We start from the raw sequence: 18,177 nt of genomic DNA, 5'->3' as shown, positions 1-18,177 counted from the left end.
TCATTCCTCGAGTGCCCGATGGTCTGCGACTACTCCATGTGGATGGTTCACATACCCGTGAGCTGCTGTCCATACCAGGATGGTCCAATACCCTGCCCGGTCTGCCCGGCTTAAACACATAATGGGAGCTAAGCTCCCAATTTTACCTTATTTTTTAATTTTCTAAGGTATGAGCTTCAGTTAGTTCCCCATACTGATGATTAATTTGACATAGATGAAAATAATTGTCCAATACAGATAATAGTGGGGCCGCCCGAATTTGAATCGGAGTCTCGGGCTCCCAAAGCCCGAAGGATGGACCAAGCTACCCTACGGCCCCTTTTTCTCTCGTGGTATGGGCATTAGGTGCATAAACCTTACTCCTTACACCAGGAATCGATTCCGTTTCATTATTAGAATCCACCAGTTGAAAGAAAAACTTTTTACTTGGGACCTCCCCTTCCATTTTCGTGACCAAGAAGGCTATCCTGGCAGTACTAGCGACTACCATGATGATCACCGTGGTATTCACTGGCTGTCTTGGCTCCAGCTCCGGGGAGGGTTGGACCCAAGATGACCTGGTGACACCGGACTTCCAGGTAGAAGATGACCCATCCCCCGTTCTTCCAACTCCTTTGTCCCCACTCACCTTCCCTTACTCATACAGGCTGGTTTGGACCATAACAGAGGTATACGAGTCGTACGGTGGCATAGCCAACATCTCTCTGGAGAATACTGGGACGAATACCATCTACATCTATCGATTCGGCGTGAACTGGGTCAACAGCACGATCAATTCTACCAGAGATACAAGTGTTTTCATCCAGTCAGGAGAGATACAAGATCTTGGCATGGTATTCTTCAGATCCCCGACCGGAAGCTCCGGTCATTATGAGATCCACATCTGGCTTTGCGTCTCTAATGCAGGAGAGACTAAATGGCATGATTATGGCGAGAAGGTTGGAACGAACCGGTCATGTGATCTTGTCCCCCGTCTCACTGAGGAGACCAACTACACCGAGGAAAAGAATCCTGCGAACTACTTTGACAAGGTCAACGAGAAGGTAGTCTACGATGCCGTAAAGGCGGTCATCTCAGAGATCCAGGCCGAATACCCTCTGAATCACAGCATCAACCAGATAGTTGGAGCCTTTGAATGGGTAAGAGATAACATCGAATACGTCGCCGACCAAGGTACTGATTACTGGCAATCCGCGGGTGAGACCCTTGATAAGGGCACAGGGGACTGCGAGGATCAAGCGATACTAATAACATCAATATTCGGCGCACTGGGATTGAACGGTAGGGTAAATATCATAGAATATCACGCATTCGCGACGGTTTTTGTTTCTGATTCTCTCTCCGGTCTCGCTAATGTGGAAGAGGTCATCAGATCCATGTACTGGACTGACCTTCCCATATGCTATCTCCACGATGATATGGGCTATTGGCTTGTCACTGACACTACAGGATTCTTCTACACTGGAGGTCTGCCGGCCAAATCATGTCCAATGGAGGGATCGACCCTCGATGCCTGGACATTCGAGAATACCAGTTATCTAGTAATGGTAGACGCCACAGGCCAGACAGGGGGATTTGATATCTGGCCTTTCTGATAGGCCTTCATTGAGAGAGTATTTCTCTGACCGCTCTTCTTATGGCCTCGGAACTACCCATCGAAGGAGACCACCCAAGTTTCTCCAGTTTCTCAACCGACAAGAGCATCATCTTGACATCACCTATCCATCCTCGCCCGCCTTGGACCCCCCCTGTCCAGCTGTACTTCACATTCTGAAGTCCCATCTCATCGACAACGATATCCGCGATGTCCTTCACGAAGGTACGGTCCCTCGATCCGATGTTGAATATTCCCACCCTTTCTTCCGAGTTCTCAGCTGCTACCACCATGGCATCCACACAATCGCTGACGTGGACATAGGACTTACAGGTTCCAGGTTCTGCCCCTAGAATCTCCAGCTCGTTTGGGTTGTCCCTGAGCTTTCGGATGAAATCGTGGAGCACGTTGTGTGTGCTCCTGGGTCCAACCACATTGGCGAAGCGGTAAATGACTGCCCTCATCTCAAAAGTGTTGCAGAACGCAGAAATGAGCGCTTCGCATGCCAGTTTTGAAGCCCCATAGAGAGATATCGGAACCATTGGACCGTAATCCTCGGGGGTAGGTATCACCTCTGTTTCCCCGTAGACGGTCGAGGTGGAGGGGAAGATGATGTCTCCGATGCCCGCCTTCCTGCAAGCCTCCAATAGGCGAAAGGTCACCTCGATGTTCTGATCGAAATGGGTTCTAGTGTCTGAGGCACCCACTCTAACATCAGGGTTGGCGGCGAAGTGGCATAGGGCATCTGCTCCATCGAGCACTGTTTCCAGTTCCATTGTGAGAAGATCGCCTTCCACCAGACTGAATCTGGTATTTCCAGCAGGGCTTGTAATAAACTCCCTTCTCCCAGCGCTTAGGTTGTCTATTCCTACTACTTCGTTTCCCATAGCCAGCAACCGGTCCACGAGGTGACTTCCGATGAACCCAGCGCAACCTGTAACCACGATCTTGCATTCCCTCAATTTCATAGCCTTCCCATCCTTTCCTCGAGAAGTCTGTAGAAGGATCTTATTGCCCTTCCTCTGTGTGACATCATGTTCTTCTCGTCCAGAGGTATCTCGGCATAGGTCCTTATCTCTCCATTTGGCTGGAATATAGGATCGAACCCAAATCCACCATCTCCCCTTTCCCTGTACGTGATGGTCCCATGGGCCTTGGCGCAGGTGATTATATCGCCCAGGCCGCTTATCGAACTGCCTATGCAACACTCAAAATGGGCTGATCGATCCTTCTCGCCTTCGAGGAGTCTCAGGATGCCCTTGCAGCCCAGGGTTTTCAATACATAAGCGGAGTAGACCCCCGGAAAGCCTTTGAACGAATCGATGAACAATCCGGAATCATCAATAATGAAATTGTCCAGACCGCGGGCTTTCAACTCATCCAGTCCGTGCCTAACCACGTCCTCAAGGCAGTCGGTTTGGATTTCCTTGTATTCCACCCTTGAATGCTCCAACTCTATGCCAAGACGGGAGAGCTCCCGTTGGAACTCGCTTAGTTTTCCTGGGTTGGACGTGATGACCTTGACGCGAATCAGGTATATCTCCCCCTACTCTCGATCTCCTTGACCTTGTGGAAAACCATGTTCGCGTCATCGAAGTGTTCGTTATAGGAGTCCAACACCTCCTGGAAGAGTTCGAAGATGTCGGAATGAGCCGAAAGGAACGCCTCTCTGAGCAGATGTAGATCGACCCCTATCTCCTCCAAGGTGGCTCCTCTCCCACCAAGGGAGAAATCTATCAGCCAGATTCTCTTATCCATCAATATCATGTTGGAAGTGGTGAGATCACCATGAACCATTCCTCCGCGGTGGAGCACTGCTGCCAAGCGTCCAATCTCCCGGCATATCCGTCTGGCTTCCTTCTCCGTGGATTTAGCAAGAGCGTCCTTGACCCTTTCCCCGACAATCTCCTGCATGATTATCTCCGCGTTCTGGAGGTCTATATCATATATCACCGGTGTGGGAACACCTAGCCTCCTCGCTTCCTGAATAAGTCGTGCTTCGTTCCTGGTGCGAGAAGCTCGTAGCTCAGAGTCTAGCTTGGCATGGCGGTATTCCTTCACCACCCTGCTCTTGATGATCACCTTCCGATCCATCCAGGTGCCTCGCCTAATCTCGGCCTCGGCACCCCTTCTGATTATCTCCACAATCCGCAGAAGTGCTTTCGAGAGAAAAAGTCTTTCGGGGGACGAGTTCGATGAATAGTGGAGTTCAGCCCTCCCATTCCTCGAAGAGTTAGATTATGCCCTTCTTGACTGTCGACCGGAAGGCACTCCTCCGTTCAGAACCGCTACATTGAGCGCCTCTATGATCTCCTCTTTGCTCGCCTCGAAGTTCTTGGCGACTTTCGTCTTTGGGTAAACACAGTCTTCGCACATCATGACCGCAACACAGGCCAGAGCTATCAGCCGTTTGGTCTTCTTGTCAAGGGCTCCATCAGTGACCACGACCCGATCCATCTCCCTAGTGATTATCTTTTAAGAAATGCGATTATCCTCGTTATTAGCCGTTCTCGTTTCGAAAACATGTCACTCAGCCGCCTCCAGGGAGAAACGACTTAATCCCTGCGATGAATGACATGTTGTTGCCATGAATGAATGCATCTCATTGCAACAGAGAAGAAGGGCCGCCTTGATAGCTCTCATGCTCTTCCTGGCTACCTTGGTGGGCTATTTGGCAAGGATGAATATCTCTGTTGCGCTACCCTTCATCGCCGAGGACTTCGGCTGGACACAAGGGCAGCTGGGTGAACTGGGAGGAATACTGCTTGGCGTCTTCCTCATTGGGTATGGGGTATCGAATGTATTCATCTCTCCCCTTGTAGACTACTTTGGCCCTAGGAGGGGTTTGATCGTTACGATCGCCCTTTCATCGATTTTCACATTCATGGCCGGTGCCTTTGGATTCATCTACGCCATGATCTTGATCTCGAGAATACTCCTTGGACTTTCCCAGGGGATACTGTTCCCAAGTGCGAGCAAGCTGGTTCAAGCATGGTTCCCTCCCTCCTGCAGATCCAGGGTAAATGCCATTCACCTAAGCTCAGGATTCGCCTCCGCGCTTCTAGCACCCATCATTCTCCTTCCGCTGATTATAGTGTCGAGCTGGGAGGTCATGTTCTTCGTCGTTGCCCTGGCAGGCTTCCTACTCCTTATTCCGCTATGGAAGCTGGTCCGAGACTCGCCGGAGGGGGACAGACCATTCGAGAGGGGCAGTCCAAGAAAGCTAATCAAGGATACAAGAGAGAGGATTACGGAAGCTTTCAAGATCAGGGGAATCCTGATACTGACTATCGCCTTCATGACCGTCAACTTCGTCTGGTGGGGGCTGTCGCTTTGGCTTCCCACCTACTTGGAGCAAGCCAGAGGATTCTCTTTGGATGAACTCGTTTGGGCAGCCTCGCTTCCATATATTGGCGGTCTCACAGGAATGATGCTTGGTGCCTGGTTGAGCGACCGAAGTGGGAAGAGGGCTCTGCTGACAACGTTCTTCGTGATCATGTGTGCACTGACATTGTTCTTGGTATCAGTCACCCACGGCAAGTGGGAGGTTATCGCGGTCCTTGGGGTCTTATGGTTCTTCCTGGGGATAGCTCCGGTGAATGTATACGCCATTCTTCAATCCATGGTCCCTGGCGATCTGATGAGTTCAGCCACCGGGGTCATGAACGGGCTGTCCAATGGAATGGGTTTCGTTGGACCAATCATAATAGGAACGGCAGTTGCACTTACTGGCAATTACGATTATGGGCTGGTGGTGATGGCGTTCATCCTCCTGCTTGGTGCGTTGTTCTTCTTGTCATTCAGGAGGTATGACAATTCTTTATCCTGAGACCTGGGAAGAAAGTTTAAAGAATTGAAGAGCCTAGATGACTCTGATTTCCATGAAGTATACTATAACCGGTGACAATCTCCAACTCGCAAATTTGGAGATAATACCTGGCGAAACCGTTTACGCTGAGGCAGGGGCAATGACATACATGAGTGGTAATGTCTCCATGGAAGCCAAGATGAAGGGTGGCTTCATGAAGGGGATCAAGAGAAAGCTCACAGGCGAATCATTTTTCATGACCGAGTTCAACGCGCAGGGTGGAACAGGGTTGGTGGGTTTTTCTGGTAACGTACCAGGCAAGATCATGGCCCTTGATCTCAGGGGCGGTAAAGAATGGATTCTGCAGAAGGACTCCTTCCTCTGTGCAGAGAACAGTGTCGATCTGGACATTGCATTTCAGAAGCGTTTGGGCGCGACATTCTTCGGAGGTGAGGGCTTCATACTGCAGCGAACCCACGGAGAGGGAATCGCTTTCATTCACGCGGCGGGCGATCTAATTGAGTTCAATCTTCAGCCTGGACAGGTTACAAAAGTGTCCACAGCCCACTGTGTCGGATGGGAGGCCAGTGTCCAGTACGATATTCAGGCAGCGGGAGGTATCAAGACCGCTCTTTTCGGTGGGGAAGGTCTTTTCGTGACCACTCTGAGGGGACCAGGAAGAGTCGTTCTGCAGTCGCTGACCTTAGCTCAACTGGCAAATGCTCTATCGCCGTTCCTTCCTAAGCAGGGCAATGGCGGAGGCTCATTGATTAGTATCGGGTGATAAAACGGAATCGAAATACATACTTGCTGCCCTGGGATTGATCGCGGCGATAATCCTGGTCATCATAGGGGCCTGGGTACTCCTCATGGGCTGGCCTCTGTTGGTTGCAATATTCATATTCATCGTCTTCGCCGCCATAATCATCTTCCTGATCATGGCTGCATTGGTGTTCATCCTTGCCATCCCGTTCTACTTCCTAAAGAAAGGGCCCAAGGCTGAGGACGGCAGCTATCGCATCGAGGAAATTCACCCAATCAAGGAGGATGAGAGGAAGTAGCAACAACAGTTATCATCCCCAAGCACGTTCACGGTTCGTGGACCACATAGCCTTTGGCTGTAGCTCACTGGACTCCATCCTTGGCGGCGGTTTGGAAAGGGATTGCGTCACCCTCCTTTACGGTGAGGCAGGCACCGGGAAGACGAACCTCTCCCTGGTGATGTCAAGGAATGTCGTTCTGCAGGGTAAGAGAGTCATTTACATCGACACCGAAGGACTCTCCATGGAGAGAATGAAGCAGATCTGCGGTGAGGACTTCGACAGTGTGATCAAGAACATGCTCATCAGCGAGGTCCACAGCTTTGAAGAGCAGGAGAAAATGGTTGAGAAGGCCGTGAAGTTGGCCGAAGGCAACGACGACATAGGTCTCATTGTGGTGGATTCCATTAGTATGTACTACCGGGCGTCCAGTCGGGGTGATTCACGGAAAACGATGGTGAGACAGTCGACCTCTCTCCTCCAGGTAGCCAGAAAGAAGGGGATACCGGTCATCATCACTTCTCAGGTCTTTACCGATTTGGACACTGGGACCTATGAGGCTCTCGGAGGTCATGCGCTGCATCACTGCGCCAAGGCGATAATCCGATTGGATAGGCAGGGACTCGGCAAGAGAAGGGCTGTGATCATGAAGCACCGATACGTTGCCGAGGGAACAGCCTCGGAGTTCAAGATCGTTCAGAACGGAATAGTCTGCTAGTCAGAGTTCCCTCTTAACCGAGTAATCCAACAGTGCATCTAATAGAACCTTGCTATCGGAATCAGGTAGGCCCTCTAGGCATTTCTTGGCCTGCTTTGCGTAGTCAATGGCTCTGCTCTTGGCGAATTCGATGCTCCCGATCCTTTCCAGGGTCTCGATAACCTCAGCAACCTCTTCGTCGGTCGCATCTTCGTGTCCCAGGATGGAGAGGATGCTCTGTCTGTCTTCCTCATCAGCATTTTCCAAGGCGTGAATGACTACTAGTGTGCGCTTTCCGTTCCTTATATCGCTGCCAACAGGCTTTCCCAACTTCTTTTCATCTGCGGTTATGCCCAGAACGTCATCCCATATCTGGAAACCGAGGCCCAGGAGTCGTGCGTACTCGAACATGTCCCTCTCCTGATCCTCACTTCCATCAGCGATCATTGTGGCACCCTGTGCAGCGCATGCGAACAAGATGGCGGTCTTCTTCTCGATCATTTCCAGATACTCATCCACTGTTACAGAATTAGAGTTCTCGAAATCGATATCCATCTGTTGGCCCTCTGCGATGATCCAGACAGTCTTTGCCACAAGTGAAAGGAGGCGCCTTGTCTTTTCCGGAGCGACTTCAACCATTGCGAGGACCTCAAAGCCCCTAGCGAACATGGCATCCCCGGCGATTATTGCGGTTGGCACATCATATAGAACATGGACTGCCGGACGCCCTCTTCTCATGGGGTCCTCGTCCATGACATCATCGTGAATAAGGGTGAAGTTATGAATGATTTCTAGACAGCATCCGAATGGTATGGATTCCTCTTCCTTACCAGAGATCGCGTCGGCTACCAGCATGGCCAGTACTGGTCGGAGGCGCTTGCCTCCTGCCTCTGGATAATGTCTCACAGCTCTGACCAGTTTTTCAGGTTTGCCATCCTCGAGATATTTCATTAAATAATTGTCAATAATAGTAGCGCGTTCGAGAATTTCACTCATAATGTCCAATCAGAACACCTCATCTTCATTGAGAATCCAATCTTTTGTTCTTCCAGTGATAATATAATCGGCCGTGGCCAAATCCTCTAGATTCCGGCAACCCGTCAGGAACATTGTTGCCTTGAGCTCAGCGATAATTGTCATCAGCTCCTCCTCGACTCTATCGGCAGATTCCAGAGCAGCCCCCATTACGGCTCTTGCTACGCCTCCACAGGAAGCCCCTAATACTATCCCCCTTGCCACATCTAGGCCATTGGTGATTCCACCGCTTGCGATTAGTGGAAGTCCCACTTGGGCCCATAGCAATGAGACGGGCGCGGGGATCCCCCACTCTCGGAATGTTCTGCCAAGTCTTATACCCAAACGATTGCCCACGCTCTCAGCCCTGTGAGTCTCAATCGCGGAAAAGCTCGTTCCACTAGTGCCTGAGACGTCTATTGCAGCCACTCCAGCTCCCTTGAGCCGAAGTGCGACCTCTTCAGAAATTCCAGCTCCAGTCTCCTTGGCGATAATCTTGAAATCTTTAGCCACTGATCTAATCGCTTCCAGACAGCCCTTTGACTGGGTGTCTCCCTCAGGTTGAACGACCTCCTGCAGAAAGTTCAGATGGACAGCTAAGCAATGGGCATCTATCATCTCCAAAGCCTCGTCTATCGCCTCTCGATCCAGAGCCTCCCTTCCCTCTTGAGATATTAACTGGGGAGCCCCGATGTTTGCGACCTTGAGCGGTATCTCGTATTCTTTGATGATTGAGTAGCTGGAGCGGTCTCCGCTTTCTATCGCGGCTCTTTGACTTCCAACACCCATTCCAATCTTGAGGCGTTCACAGGCCTCTGCAAGATTCTTATTGATCTCTAGTGCTCTAGGATAACCACCGGTTATTGCGGTGACAATGATGGGAAAATCAAGCTCACTGCCGAGAAAGTTAACACTTGTATCCACCTCTTCAAGATCAACCTCTGGGAGTGCATTGTGTATCAATTGAACATCGTTCCAGAAATTGTATTCGTGCGCAATGTTCTCCTTGAGAGTGAGGTCAATATGATCTGCCTTTCTTTGCTCTATCCCATTCATCTTACTCACCGCTAATCGCTCTAGAGCCTATAACCTCTTCCCCCATGAGGGCGGCTTCCAACCTGCCCTCGACCAGTCCGTTAATGACAATGCATTCGCCAGCGTATGATGTCAGATTGAGCATCGATTCAATCTTGCCATAGATACTTCCCGTCACATCAAGGTACCTTTCAGTCCTTGGTAATGACTCGAGAATTTCCTTTGTTATAAGGGGTATTAACTCAGATCCAGCATCTACGGTTGGGTCGGAGGCGAAGATGCCATCAACATCGGCACAGAAGATGACCTTCTCTGGTCTGAACTCCCTTGCCAACCACTCCATGAGCTGATCTCCAGAACAGATTCCGAAACCCTTGGATCGATCCAAACAAACGTCCCCAAAAGTAACTGGAGTGATTCCCAAACTGGAGTATCTATCAAATAGGGAGGTTTCAAGGTACACAAGATTGCCATCATCAAGTTCGGCGACAGCACTTGGTGGGATCGAGACCGAGTGAATTCCCTCAAGGTTGAGTGCCTTTACCACTCTCAAGTTCAAATCCCTGACATCGGCCATCACTTCGGCAACACCAGGAATCTGACCATCGTTTACGTACCCGTTTTGCAGCGAGAACTTGTGCGCCAGTACATGACCGAATGATCCCGCACCATGCACCAAGAATACATCTTTCCCAGATTGAGATATTTCCCTTGCCAACATCCTGGTCTGAGGTTCCCTGAAGTCCCTAAATCCCCTTTTGTCAGTTATGACACTTCCACCGAGTTTGACCAGTATCATCTTCCATCTTCGATAATTCAGAATCTATAAAAACATTCGCGGTCCGTTGGAGGAACCTGGAGGGATTATCTTGTAAAGTTCAAGCAAGCTGGGTTCCGCACTTCCTGCAGAACCGGTCGTCCTCGCTGGCAAGAGCTCCGCATTTGGGACACTTTCTCTCTTTTACTACCTTTGATCCGCACTTACCACAGAAAACGTCATCCTCCTCAACAAACGAGCCGCATTCAATACAGATCGTCTCCTTGACCGCTTCCATGACGCTCTCCTCGATGATAGAATCTTCTACTGTGGCTTCCTCATTATTTTCTTCGGTCACCTCAGTGCCTGCGGCGTCATCCTTTTTGGCGACTTTCATTCCATCTATGAACCCGGTGTCCGTATAAGTGAAGCATCTGTCCGCTCTGCATGCCAACTTCAAAGCTTCTGTATAGTTTCCTGAATCGAAGTGGCGTCTGGCTCCTTCTAGGAACTCCATTGCGTTTCCAGCGTTCTTCCCCGCGGAGACTGCCCGTTCCAACTCCCTTTCCACGTTCTTGATCATGAACTTGGACTGCAGGTAGTTCTCTGGGAGTCTCTTTTCCTCCTCAAACAGGGTCTTGTTCTCCATTTCCTCCTCCCCTTGATCCGCATCTGATCTCTTGGACAGTATCTTGTCGAAGGTATTTTCTTCTGTTTCTTCCTCACTCACCTTAGACCTCTCAAGCTCTCTCTTGGCTTCCAAGGCCAACTGTTTACTGTTGTTGTACTCACCTCTCGAATATGCGTTTTCAGCCTTGAAAATGAGCCGCTCTGCTTTTGAGATGTCTCTCTTCCTCTCGTTGAGAACCTTGGCTACTGCCTTTGCGGTGACGATCGAGTTGTAAGCCTCGTCCTTAACGAGCTGCATATCGATCTTTGGGTTTCTCCTCCTGCGCATGTATCTCAGCTCAAAGTAGATCAACAGGCTCAGTCCAATCAAGAGCCCGACCAGAATGATGACCCGCAGTGTGGTATCGATTTCCATAGGGAGCACCTGGTCTTCTTTCAAATGAAACTAGTACTGCTTAAAATCTTTCGTATTAAAATCATTTTTACTATTGAAGTTGAAGGCCTCCAACGAAATTAAGAATCACGCCATCATTCTCCTGTTGACAACTCAATTCTCGAATATCAATGAGATCTTGGATTGCTACGCCTCATTACTCAGGGGAATACATGGTCAATCGAAAGAGTGAAGAAACTTGAAATTTTCTTCGATAATCTTAATCGAATGTTCTTTCAGTATTTGCAATATTTATCATAATGCAATAATCAACGTAAGTAAATGAATATAATTTCAAAACTGATTATATTATTAGATAATGATAATAACTAGATTGTTTATCTACTAATAAACTTCAATCCAGTATTTTTTTCATACGTTTATTATCAATTATCAAAATCAATAAATACTGCTCGTTTAGAATTATGTCATACAGACGGATTTACTGGGGGGATAATCGGTAGATAACCAAACACAAGGGAGATTCGATCTCCCTTCTTCTTGTTTTTATTTTTTTTAATTGCTGTCCCTTTCCAGAGAAGCCTCTAGATGATCAAAGGTGAAGAAATGGAATGGCTGACAGCGCTCCAGGGTTCCCATGGGCTCGCGCACCACAGTACAGCCAGGAACGCGGGCGGGCTTAACTTCTGGGTTCGGATGAGACCAGGTGTGACCCCGCCGCTATGGCCGTCAAACCATTCCTATTTCGCCTGAAAGAAATCGCTGTATATATACCTTGTTATAGTGTCCTTAAACGCTTTGATACTATGATTTTGCCATCGAGATCTTATCTTTCTCATCAATTATGTATGCGCTCTTTTCAAGAAAAGCCAGTTCCTTCGCACTGAAGGCTCTGGGGTCCAGAGAAACGATAATTATGTTCTTGGTGACAGCCACTGATTCGTAGAGGTAGTTAACGAGCCTTAGCACTTTACCGAAGTCGTTTTGCATTACCAAGTACTCCAATCCCTCAAAGAGGACCACCCTATCTTCGCTCTCCTCGAAGTACCTGATCAACCTATCTGTCAGTATTCCCACATTCAGAGGATTCACATTCCTCTCACCAACCGTGTTTGAGAGCCAAAGAGAGTCCTTGTGAGGAATGCCAAAATCTTCATTGAGCTGATCCGGGTGTATCCTGCTCACGCAAGTTACTTTCTTACCTGCCTCAACCATCAGCTTGTAGAGTATGAAGATTTTTTCAGCCTTCCTTTCCTGCAAGAGGTAGAAGTTACCGGGCTTGATATCAATCTGCATCTGACCCTCCGAGGGATGTTTTTGGGAAGTACTGGAGCCCATTCAGGGCATCGTACTCAAGAAAGTAGGTTATCACAAATTAATACTATCGGTGTGAGACTCGATAGATGCATGATAAATTCCAGTAAATGCAATTTCATACTACAAGGAGTATGATTAACGCCACAATAGCTCCCGAAGCCATGGATATGATATTGGTTCCGAGTTTACCTATGTAACCTCTTCGCTCCAGTGTGGCTCCGATATAACTGTCCACATTGCACCCCAAGAATCCTGCGATCATTGGCACAATGATAAGTGGATCAATCAGATTGTTCGGGAAAAGCAGAATCCAGCCGAACACCGACGCAGCTATTGCGGCAAGGAGCGCCCACATGGTCCCATAGGTTGAAACTCCTCCATCGGTCCCTGGAGGAACAGGTCTGAGGCTGGTTATGAGCTTGGTCTTATCGCTCAGAATGCCCATCTCGCTCGCCACAGTGTCTGAAGCCGCGACACTTATCGCTGAAAGAAACATTATTGCTGGGATCGCCTCCTGTTGAACCCCCATGATCCAAGCAAACAGTGCTATTAGAGCTGGTATCAGCCCATTTGCGAGAACATTCTTGTAGGTTCTTTCGCCTTTTTTTCCCTCCTGCAACCCCCCATCGATCTTCTCTTGGAGCTTGTATCTAGTTACAAGAAAACCGAGGATTGTAAAGATAACGAGAATGAGGAGCCAGCTGATTGACCCCAAGGCCCCAATCACTATGCCTAAAGCGAAGGCGGAGATGCTCCCGCTCGCCGTGAGCAGGCCGAACCAGTATGATAGGATGGCTAGTGCTAGACACAGTAAGAGTACTATGGCCAGGCTAACCCAGTCTATCATCTATTGGTGAATGAAGGGATGGTAGATATCTTTTTTCAACCTATTTCAGTTGATAACAGCGTTCAGCCACTTCTCTTAAAATTTTTGGACTCGCCGTTACTGTTGCCCCGGATATTGAGGATTCTACTCTCGAAGAGCTGTTTGGAGCGTTCCTTGATGCCCCTGACTTTCTCCAGATCACCATTCCAGTCCTGGAGTTCCTGACCGTATTCCTTCTCGATCGAATTCAGAACATGCTGCATTTTCTGCTGAACCTTCTCTCCTCCGGTTCCATGCAGGACGACAGCCATGTATATGTTATCGCCCTTTTCCACCATTATCTTCTTGTCACCGAAGTCCAGTCTTCTGATACCGGTTGCCTCTTCGTCCTTGAAGGAGTCCTTCACGAATTCCTGTATCGCAACCAACATGCTGCTAAGGATATCATCATCCATTCCAGGCTTCAGTCGTCTGCTTTCGTGGGATATGAGACAACCGTCCTCGAAGATGATGAAAACCTCATCAATAGCATATCTTCTCCGGACAACGTAGATGGTCCCGCCTATGATAGCGAAGCCGAAGGTGATGCCTAGCAGGTAGAGATCCATAGATATTGGCTTCTCGATTACCTGAATCGAAAGTGTCCCGGTTTCCATTGAATTATCACTGCTGTCGGTGGCTACCACCCATAACTGGATGGTCGTAGTTTGATCCTGTGCGGGGATCGAAGCCCGATACACTCCCGCTGTTCCAGATGGCACCATGGTAAGAGTCCACTGATTATCATCGATCATGTAGTACAGGACCACGGAATCGACTTCGAAAGCGTCAGTGACAACGAATGAAATTGCTATAATCTCTCCGATGTACGCGGTGTCTTCCACTTCACCCACCTGAACTGTAGGAGGTGTGCGGTCAACGAGTATTGACACTGTATCGGTAGCATATGCTCCATCATCATCCACCACCCTGAGGCGGACAGTATACATGTCATCGTTTTCGAAATAATGGTCCACACTACTGTAGTTGACTAGGGTACCATAACCCTGCCCGAAGTCCCACTGGAACATCAGGCTCTCCATATCGCTATCATTGTCTGAGTAGGAAGAGGCGAAGAAGTGAATATTACCGCTCGTAATCACATAGTATGAAAGCTCGACCGTAGGCGGGACATTATTCACCTCGATCTCGATCTGGGCTTGGGCATACGAGTCCGAATCCCAAACCCGTACTGCAACGGTGTAAATGCCATCTTGTGCGTATCTGGCGGTCATTCTTCCAGTTGTCGTTGTGTTATCCGCCTGGAAACTCCCCTCCTTGTTGAAATCCCATTGATAGAGGATGATCTGATCGTTGCCTTCTGTACAGTTCACCCTGAACTGAAGAGTCATGTCTTCCAGAATAGTGGTGATGCCAGATGAGGTATAGAGGGAATCGATCACCGGTGTGGTATCCCTCACCACTACGGTCATGTTTGCCTGAGCCTCCGATCCATCAGAAGCTCTAACAATAAGTACGACCATGTAGGAACCATTATCCCCGAAGGCATGTGTAGAATTCTCGGTCCAGGAGACATTCTGATCCCCGAAATTCCAGGTCCAGTTGATCACCTCGTGATACGAATTTGAAAGATCGGTGAACTGGATGCTCTCCCCTTCATAGAGACTTATGTCATTAATGGCAAAATCTGCCACAAGGGTGTCAAGTATCTCGACCGACACCTCGGTCCAATTCTGACTACCGTCGTCATCAGTCACAGTTAACCTGACTGTGTATTCACCTTCGGTCTCGAATACATGAATAGGGTTCTTCACGTGGCTTTTATCCCCATCACCGAATTCCCATGTCCAATCGAAGATGGGGTGGTACGATGTTGAGATGTCAGTGAAGGTAACCACCTCGCCCTCGTACTGCCATGAGGGTAAGAATCCGATACCAGCGATCGGTGGAACATCTTCCACTGTCAGTAGGATCTCATGAGTGTCCTCACTCCCATCCGAGTCTCTGACCGTCAAGCCTACCGTGTAAGTATCGTCTTGCGTGAACGTGTGCTGGACAACCTCCCCGTAGCCGAATTCACTGTCTCCGAATTCCCACGTCCAATTGACGATCTGGTCGGGGTATGAGGTTGAGGTCGAGCTAAAGGTAATGGCCTGTCCCTCGGCCGGGGTTGGATCGGAGACCTGGAATCCTGCGGATGGAGATCCATCCGTTATGGTAATGGTTATAGAGGATGAGTCCTGGGATCCATCATCATCTACGACAGTGAGGTTCACATCGTACTCCCCATCCCCCATGAAGACATGGGTGACATTGGGATCCCCACCTTCCAGGATTGGAATGCTCCATCCATCACCGAACTCCCATGTCCAGTTCACTATCTGGTCTGGATACGAACTGGATAGGTCCGTGAATTGAACAATGGCGCCTTCCTCCGCCGATGAGGGGCAATCGAAGAAAGCGTTGGGGGACAGGTCCCCTATCTCGACCTGAAGGACTACTTCGTCATACAGCCCACCTCTATCGGTCACCCTTAGGGTCACCGTGAAATCCCCATCGTCCAGGAAAACATGCTGGATTGTATCTCCATTCCCGGTTCCCATATCGCCAAAGTCCCAATGGTAGTCAAGACTTCCAATATCCGAGTAGTTGTCAGTCGAATTTCCTGCGAAGAAGGTGACAGTCTGTCCTTCGAAGATGGGCCCTTGGGTAATGATTTCCGAAAAAGCGATGGGCGGCAGGTTCTGCTGGTAAACGAATGATACGCATTTTGAGAGTGGTGAGGAAAAAATGAGATCCTCTCTAAGATCATTGTTCAAATCCTCGATGATGACATATCCATCACAACCTCCAGAGGTGAAGTTCGCTACCATTGGAGAAACTGTCTTATTCACATCGAAGATAGTGACCACGGCGAGATTTTCACCCAGGATCGAGATCTCCGAGAGGCCGTCATCGTCGATATCCCCAATGTCGGCATTGCTCAGGCCATTTGGTGCGAGAAACACTATCTTGTTATCGGCATCGAATCCAAAAGGCGTATAGCCTTCGTCCTGGAAGAATACTGTGACAGTACCATCGTCCCTAGCCACCACTATGTCTGCAAGCTCGTCATCATCGATTAATGCAGAATCCATCCACGCGATCTGACCTGTACCAGAGGGAACTAGAGTGTACACCTTAGAAGCGGAAAGAGGTGAAGGACTTCCATCGTTCAAGTACACCTCTATCTGGCTGGAATTGACCACAGCTACATCCGTTGTCTCCGTCCAGCCGGAAATATATTCCATTCCAAAATCGAAGTCTCCTGTTGTTATCTGGGTGATATTGCTCCCAGCAAGATAGAGTGAGAATGACGAGTTCTTATCCAGGACAGGTGCGATTCCAGTATTATATAGGATTTCAATTCCACCTTGACAACCTACAATTATGTCTTGGAGTCCGTCTCCATTGATGTCACTGGATGACAATGGACCTGGTCCACTGAAGTTGGTACCGATCTCCATGGATGGATCCGGGTCATTGAAGAATTGAGGATTACTGAGGAACACGCTCATGTTCTGACTTCCCCAATTCGACACCACAAGGTCATTTTCTCCCTGTAATGACACTACTTCGGACCAGTGAGGCCCAGACCACATCTCTTTGGCTCCCAGTTGATATGATTGATTGTCGATGAACACAATCTGGTCTTGTCCCATCATTATCGCGCCCATCTCAGAGATTCCATCTTCATCGAAATCACCCACAACAAGTGATGTGGGGAATCCTGCCTGGAACTCCACATTCCTCTCGGCGTTTGAGGGGTATTCAGATTCCCCTCCATAGTAAATACTGACCGAACAGTTTGTTGCCGTAGCGTTGCACACTATAACAATGTCCATGAAGCCGTCCGAATCGAAATCTCGTGTTTCGGAGAAGAATGGAGATGGATGGGAGGGGAAGAAATGTTCTGGGGTGGAACCGTAGCCATAAGCAATAGATGTGAGGTATGACTCAACGATAGCGTCATCCTCAGAGATCGTGATCAGGTCGAGAATGTAATCATCATTTAGATCTATCATACAGGAGGTAGAGGGATAGCTCAGACCACCTTTGATCTTCCAGGATTCGAATTTGCCAAGAGATCCACTGTATCGATACATTCTAACTTCACCAGAATCCTTGGCAGTCACTATCATCTCCTCCAGTCCAGTGTTATCTATTTGTTTGAACTTGATGTCAGATGGGCCATTCACATCGAAAGTCTGTGACAATGTCCAGGTATCAACTCCAAGGGTTTCTTGTTCATTCTTCAAAACGAGGACCTTATCCTCGATTGGGTCACCAAATATCAGATCGACGTGACCATCGCCGTCATAATCTTGGGCAACAATGATCGCTGAATGATTCGTATTCACTGAAGATAAGGAATGCATTACACCCCAGTAACCAGTGCTTCCCAGATGCACCACATAACTACAGGCAGGCGAAACGGTGCTGTTCCTACTGAGTACAACGAAATCCATGAGCGAATCATCATCTATGTTTGCTATCGCCACATCCTGAGGTGACGCAAAAGTATCCTTGGAGGTGTATGAAGAAAAATCACTTGACTGATAATACAGGAATATCTTGTTATCCTTTCCCAAGCACACCGCAACATCATCCCTTAGGTCCCCGTCAATATCACCAACATCTATTCCAGTGGGTGCTGATGGAAGTGATATGATTATGTCTGGGACTTGACCTAGTAGTCCTGCTTCATCCTGAAGAAAGATCTCAATCCTGTTGAGGGATGCACTAGCGACAGCAACATCAAGCCTGGTATCGTTATTCAGGTCTCCCATGGCAACATCGGAGGGCCAGCCTCCGGCTTTGAAGCTCTGTGAAAAAGCTCCGAGGTGAGTGAAGTTCTCCTCTCTGTCATCAATGAAGGCAGACAGGTTTACAGATTCAGAATAGGGAACTGGAGGGGAGGAACCTATGCAGGGACAGGCTACGCTGACCAAGGTGGTTAAGGCGAGCGCGACAGCTATTAAAGCGGTCCCTACTGATCGTCTCATTGGGATCCCCTACTGGCCAG

At 48.9% G+C, this 18,177-nt stretch carries 15 protein-coding genes, 1 tRNA gene, 1 rRNA gene and 1 pseudogene; 5 read left to right on the top strand and 13 right to left on the bottom strand.

Annotation, left to right across the window (positions count from 1 at the left end; translation table 11 throughout):
- Positions 1 to 244 precede the first annotated feature (244 nt).
- A tRNA-Pro gene (locus GKC03_03455) sits at positions 245 to 319 on the bottom strand.
- A gap of 130 nt (positions 320 to 449) precedes the next feature.
- On the opposite strand from GKC03_03455, the gene GKC03_03450 reads away from it, so the two are divergent.
- Positions 450 to 1,595, top strand: a complete 1,146-nt coding sequence (locus tag GKC03_03450) for a transglutaminase domain-containing protein (protein NYT11591.1) — start codon at positions 450 to 452, stop codon at positions 1,593 to 1,595.
- A 7-nt stretch (positions 1,596 to 1,602) separates the two neighbouring features.
- On the opposite strand, the gene GKC03_03445 is transcribed toward GKC03_03450, so the two are convergent.
- The 4 genes and pseudogenes from GKC03_03445 to GKC03_03430 form a co-directional block, all read right to left on the bottom strand.
- Positions 1,603 to 2,562: an NAD-dependent epimerase/dehydratase family protein gene (locus GKC03_03445; protein ID NYT11590.1), complete on the bottom strand. Its 960-nt coding sequence runs from the start codon at positions 2,560 to 2,562 to the stop codon at positions 1,603 to 1,605.
- Positions 2,559 to 3,125, bottom strand: coding sequence for an RdgB/HAM1 family non-canonical purine NTP pyrophosphatase (gene rdgB, locus GKC03_03440; protein NYT11589.1), 567 nt, complete (start codon positions 3,123 to 3,125; stop codon positions 2,559 to 2,561). Before rdgB ends, GKC03_03445 begins: the two co-directional genes overlap by 4 nt.
- Complete coding sequence (locus tag GKC03_03435; protein NYT11588.1) at positions 3,125 to 3,739, bottom strand: Kae1-associated serine/threonine protein kinase; 615 nt, start codon at positions 3,737 to 3,739, stop codon at positions 3,125 to 3,127. The genes rdgB and GKC03_03435 overlap by 1 nt, the downstream gene beginning before the upstream one ends.
- An 88-nt stretch (positions 3,740 to 3,827) precedes the next feature.
- Positions 3,828 to 4,051 (bottom strand): annotated as a pseudogene (locus GKC03_03430) (carboxymuconolactone decarboxylase family protein).
- A gap of 130 nt (positions 4,052 to 4,181) precedes the next feature.
- Between GKC03_03430 and GKC03_03425 the strand changes: the two are divergent.
- From GKC03_03425 to radB, 4 genes are read left to right on the top strand one after another with little or no spacing between them, the layout of a single operon-like run.
- Positions 4,182 to 5,423 (top strand): MFS transporter, encoded by a 1,242-nt coding sequence (locus tag GKC03_03425; GenBank protein NYT11587.1) that lies wholly within the window; start codon positions 4,182 to 4,184, stop codon positions 5,421 to 5,423.
- A 52-nt stretch (positions 5,424 to 5,475) separates the two neighbouring features.
- Complete coding sequence (locus GKC03_03420) at positions 5,476 to 6,186, top strand: TIGR00266 family protein (protein NYT11586.1); 711 nt, start codon at positions 5,476 to 5,478, stop codon at positions 6,184 to 6,186.
- Positions 6,187 to 6,223: 37 nt separating this feature from the next.
- On the top strand, positions 6,224 to 6,463 hold the full coding sequence (locus tag GKC03_03415; GenBank protein ID NYT11585.1) for a hypothetical protein: 240 nt from the start codon (positions 6,224 to 6,226) through the stop codon (positions 6,461 to 6,463).
- Positions 6,450 to 7,160 carry a DNA repair and recombination protein RadB gene (gene radB / locus GKC03_03410; protein ID NYT11584.1) on the top strand — a complete coding sequence of 237 codons (711 nt, stop codon included), beginning with the start codon at positions 6,450 to 6,452 and terminating at the stop codon, positions 7,158 to 7,160. Before GKC03_03415 ends, radB begins: the two co-directional genes overlap by 14 nt.
- Here the strand turns inward: radB and GKC03_03405 are convergent, their stop codons facing one another.
- From GKC03_03405 to GKC03_03370, 8 genes are all read right to left on the bottom strand, one after another.
- Complete coding sequence (locus GKC03_03405) at positions 7,161 to 8,090, bottom strand: polyprenyl synthetase family protein (protein NYT11583.1); 930 nt, start codon at positions 8,088 to 8,090, stop codon at positions 7,161 to 7,163. It abuts the gene before it with no gap.
- Positions 8,091 to 8,144: 54 nt separating this feature from the next.
- Entirely contained in the window at positions 8,145 to 9,209 is a 1,065-nt protein-coding gene (locus GKC03_03400) for a type 2 isopentenyl-diphosphate Delta-isomerase (GenBank protein NYT11582.1), read from the bottom strand.
- A gap of 1 nt (position 9,210) precedes the next feature.
- Entirely contained in the window at positions 9,211 to 9,987 is a 777-nt protein-coding gene (locus GKC03_03395; protein NYT11581.1) for an isopentenyl phosphate kinase family protein, read from the bottom strand.
- 79 nt (positions 9,988 to 10,066) lie between these two features.
- Positions 10,067 to 10,990 (bottom strand): zinc-ribbon domain-containing protein, encoded by a 924-nt coding sequence (locus tag GKC03_03390; protein NYT11580.1) that lies wholly within the window; start codon positions 10,988 to 10,990, stop codon positions 10,067 to 10,069.
- A 592-nt stretch (positions 10,991 to 11,582) separates the two neighbouring features.
- A 5S ribosomal RNA gene (gene rrf / locus GKC03_03385) occupies positions 11,583 to 11,703 on the bottom strand.
- Between the two features lie 70 nt (positions 11,704 to 11,773).
- Entirely contained in the window at positions 11,774 to 12,265 is a 492-nt protein-coding gene (locus tag GKC03_03380; GenBank protein NYT11579.1) for a DUF835 domain-containing protein, read from the bottom strand.
- A 136-nt stretch (positions 12,266 to 12,401) separates the two neighbouring features.
- Positions 12,402 to 13,133 (bottom strand): DUF92 domain-containing protein, encoded by a 732-nt coding sequence (locus GKC03_03375; protein NYT11578.1) that lies wholly within the window; start codon positions 13,131 to 13,133, stop codon positions 12,402 to 12,404.
- 62 nt (positions 13,134 to 13,195) lie between these two features.
- Positions 13,196 to 18,157: a PKD domain-containing protein gene (locus tag GKC03_03370; GenBank protein ID NYT11577.1), complete on the bottom strand. Its 4,962-nt coding sequence runs from the start codon at positions 18,155 to 18,157 to the stop codon at positions 13,196 to 13,198.
- Between the last annotated feature and the right edge of the window lie 20 nt (positions 18,158 to 18,177).

This window comes from Methanomassiliicoccales archaeon (genome assembly GCA_013415695.1).
Classification (GTDB): Archaea; Thermoplasmatota; Thermoplasmata; order Methanomassiliicoccales; family JAAEEP01; genus JAAEEP01.
The sequence above is the reverse complement of the archived record's forward strand: the minus strand, read 5'-3'. Positions and strand labels throughout refer to the sequence as shown.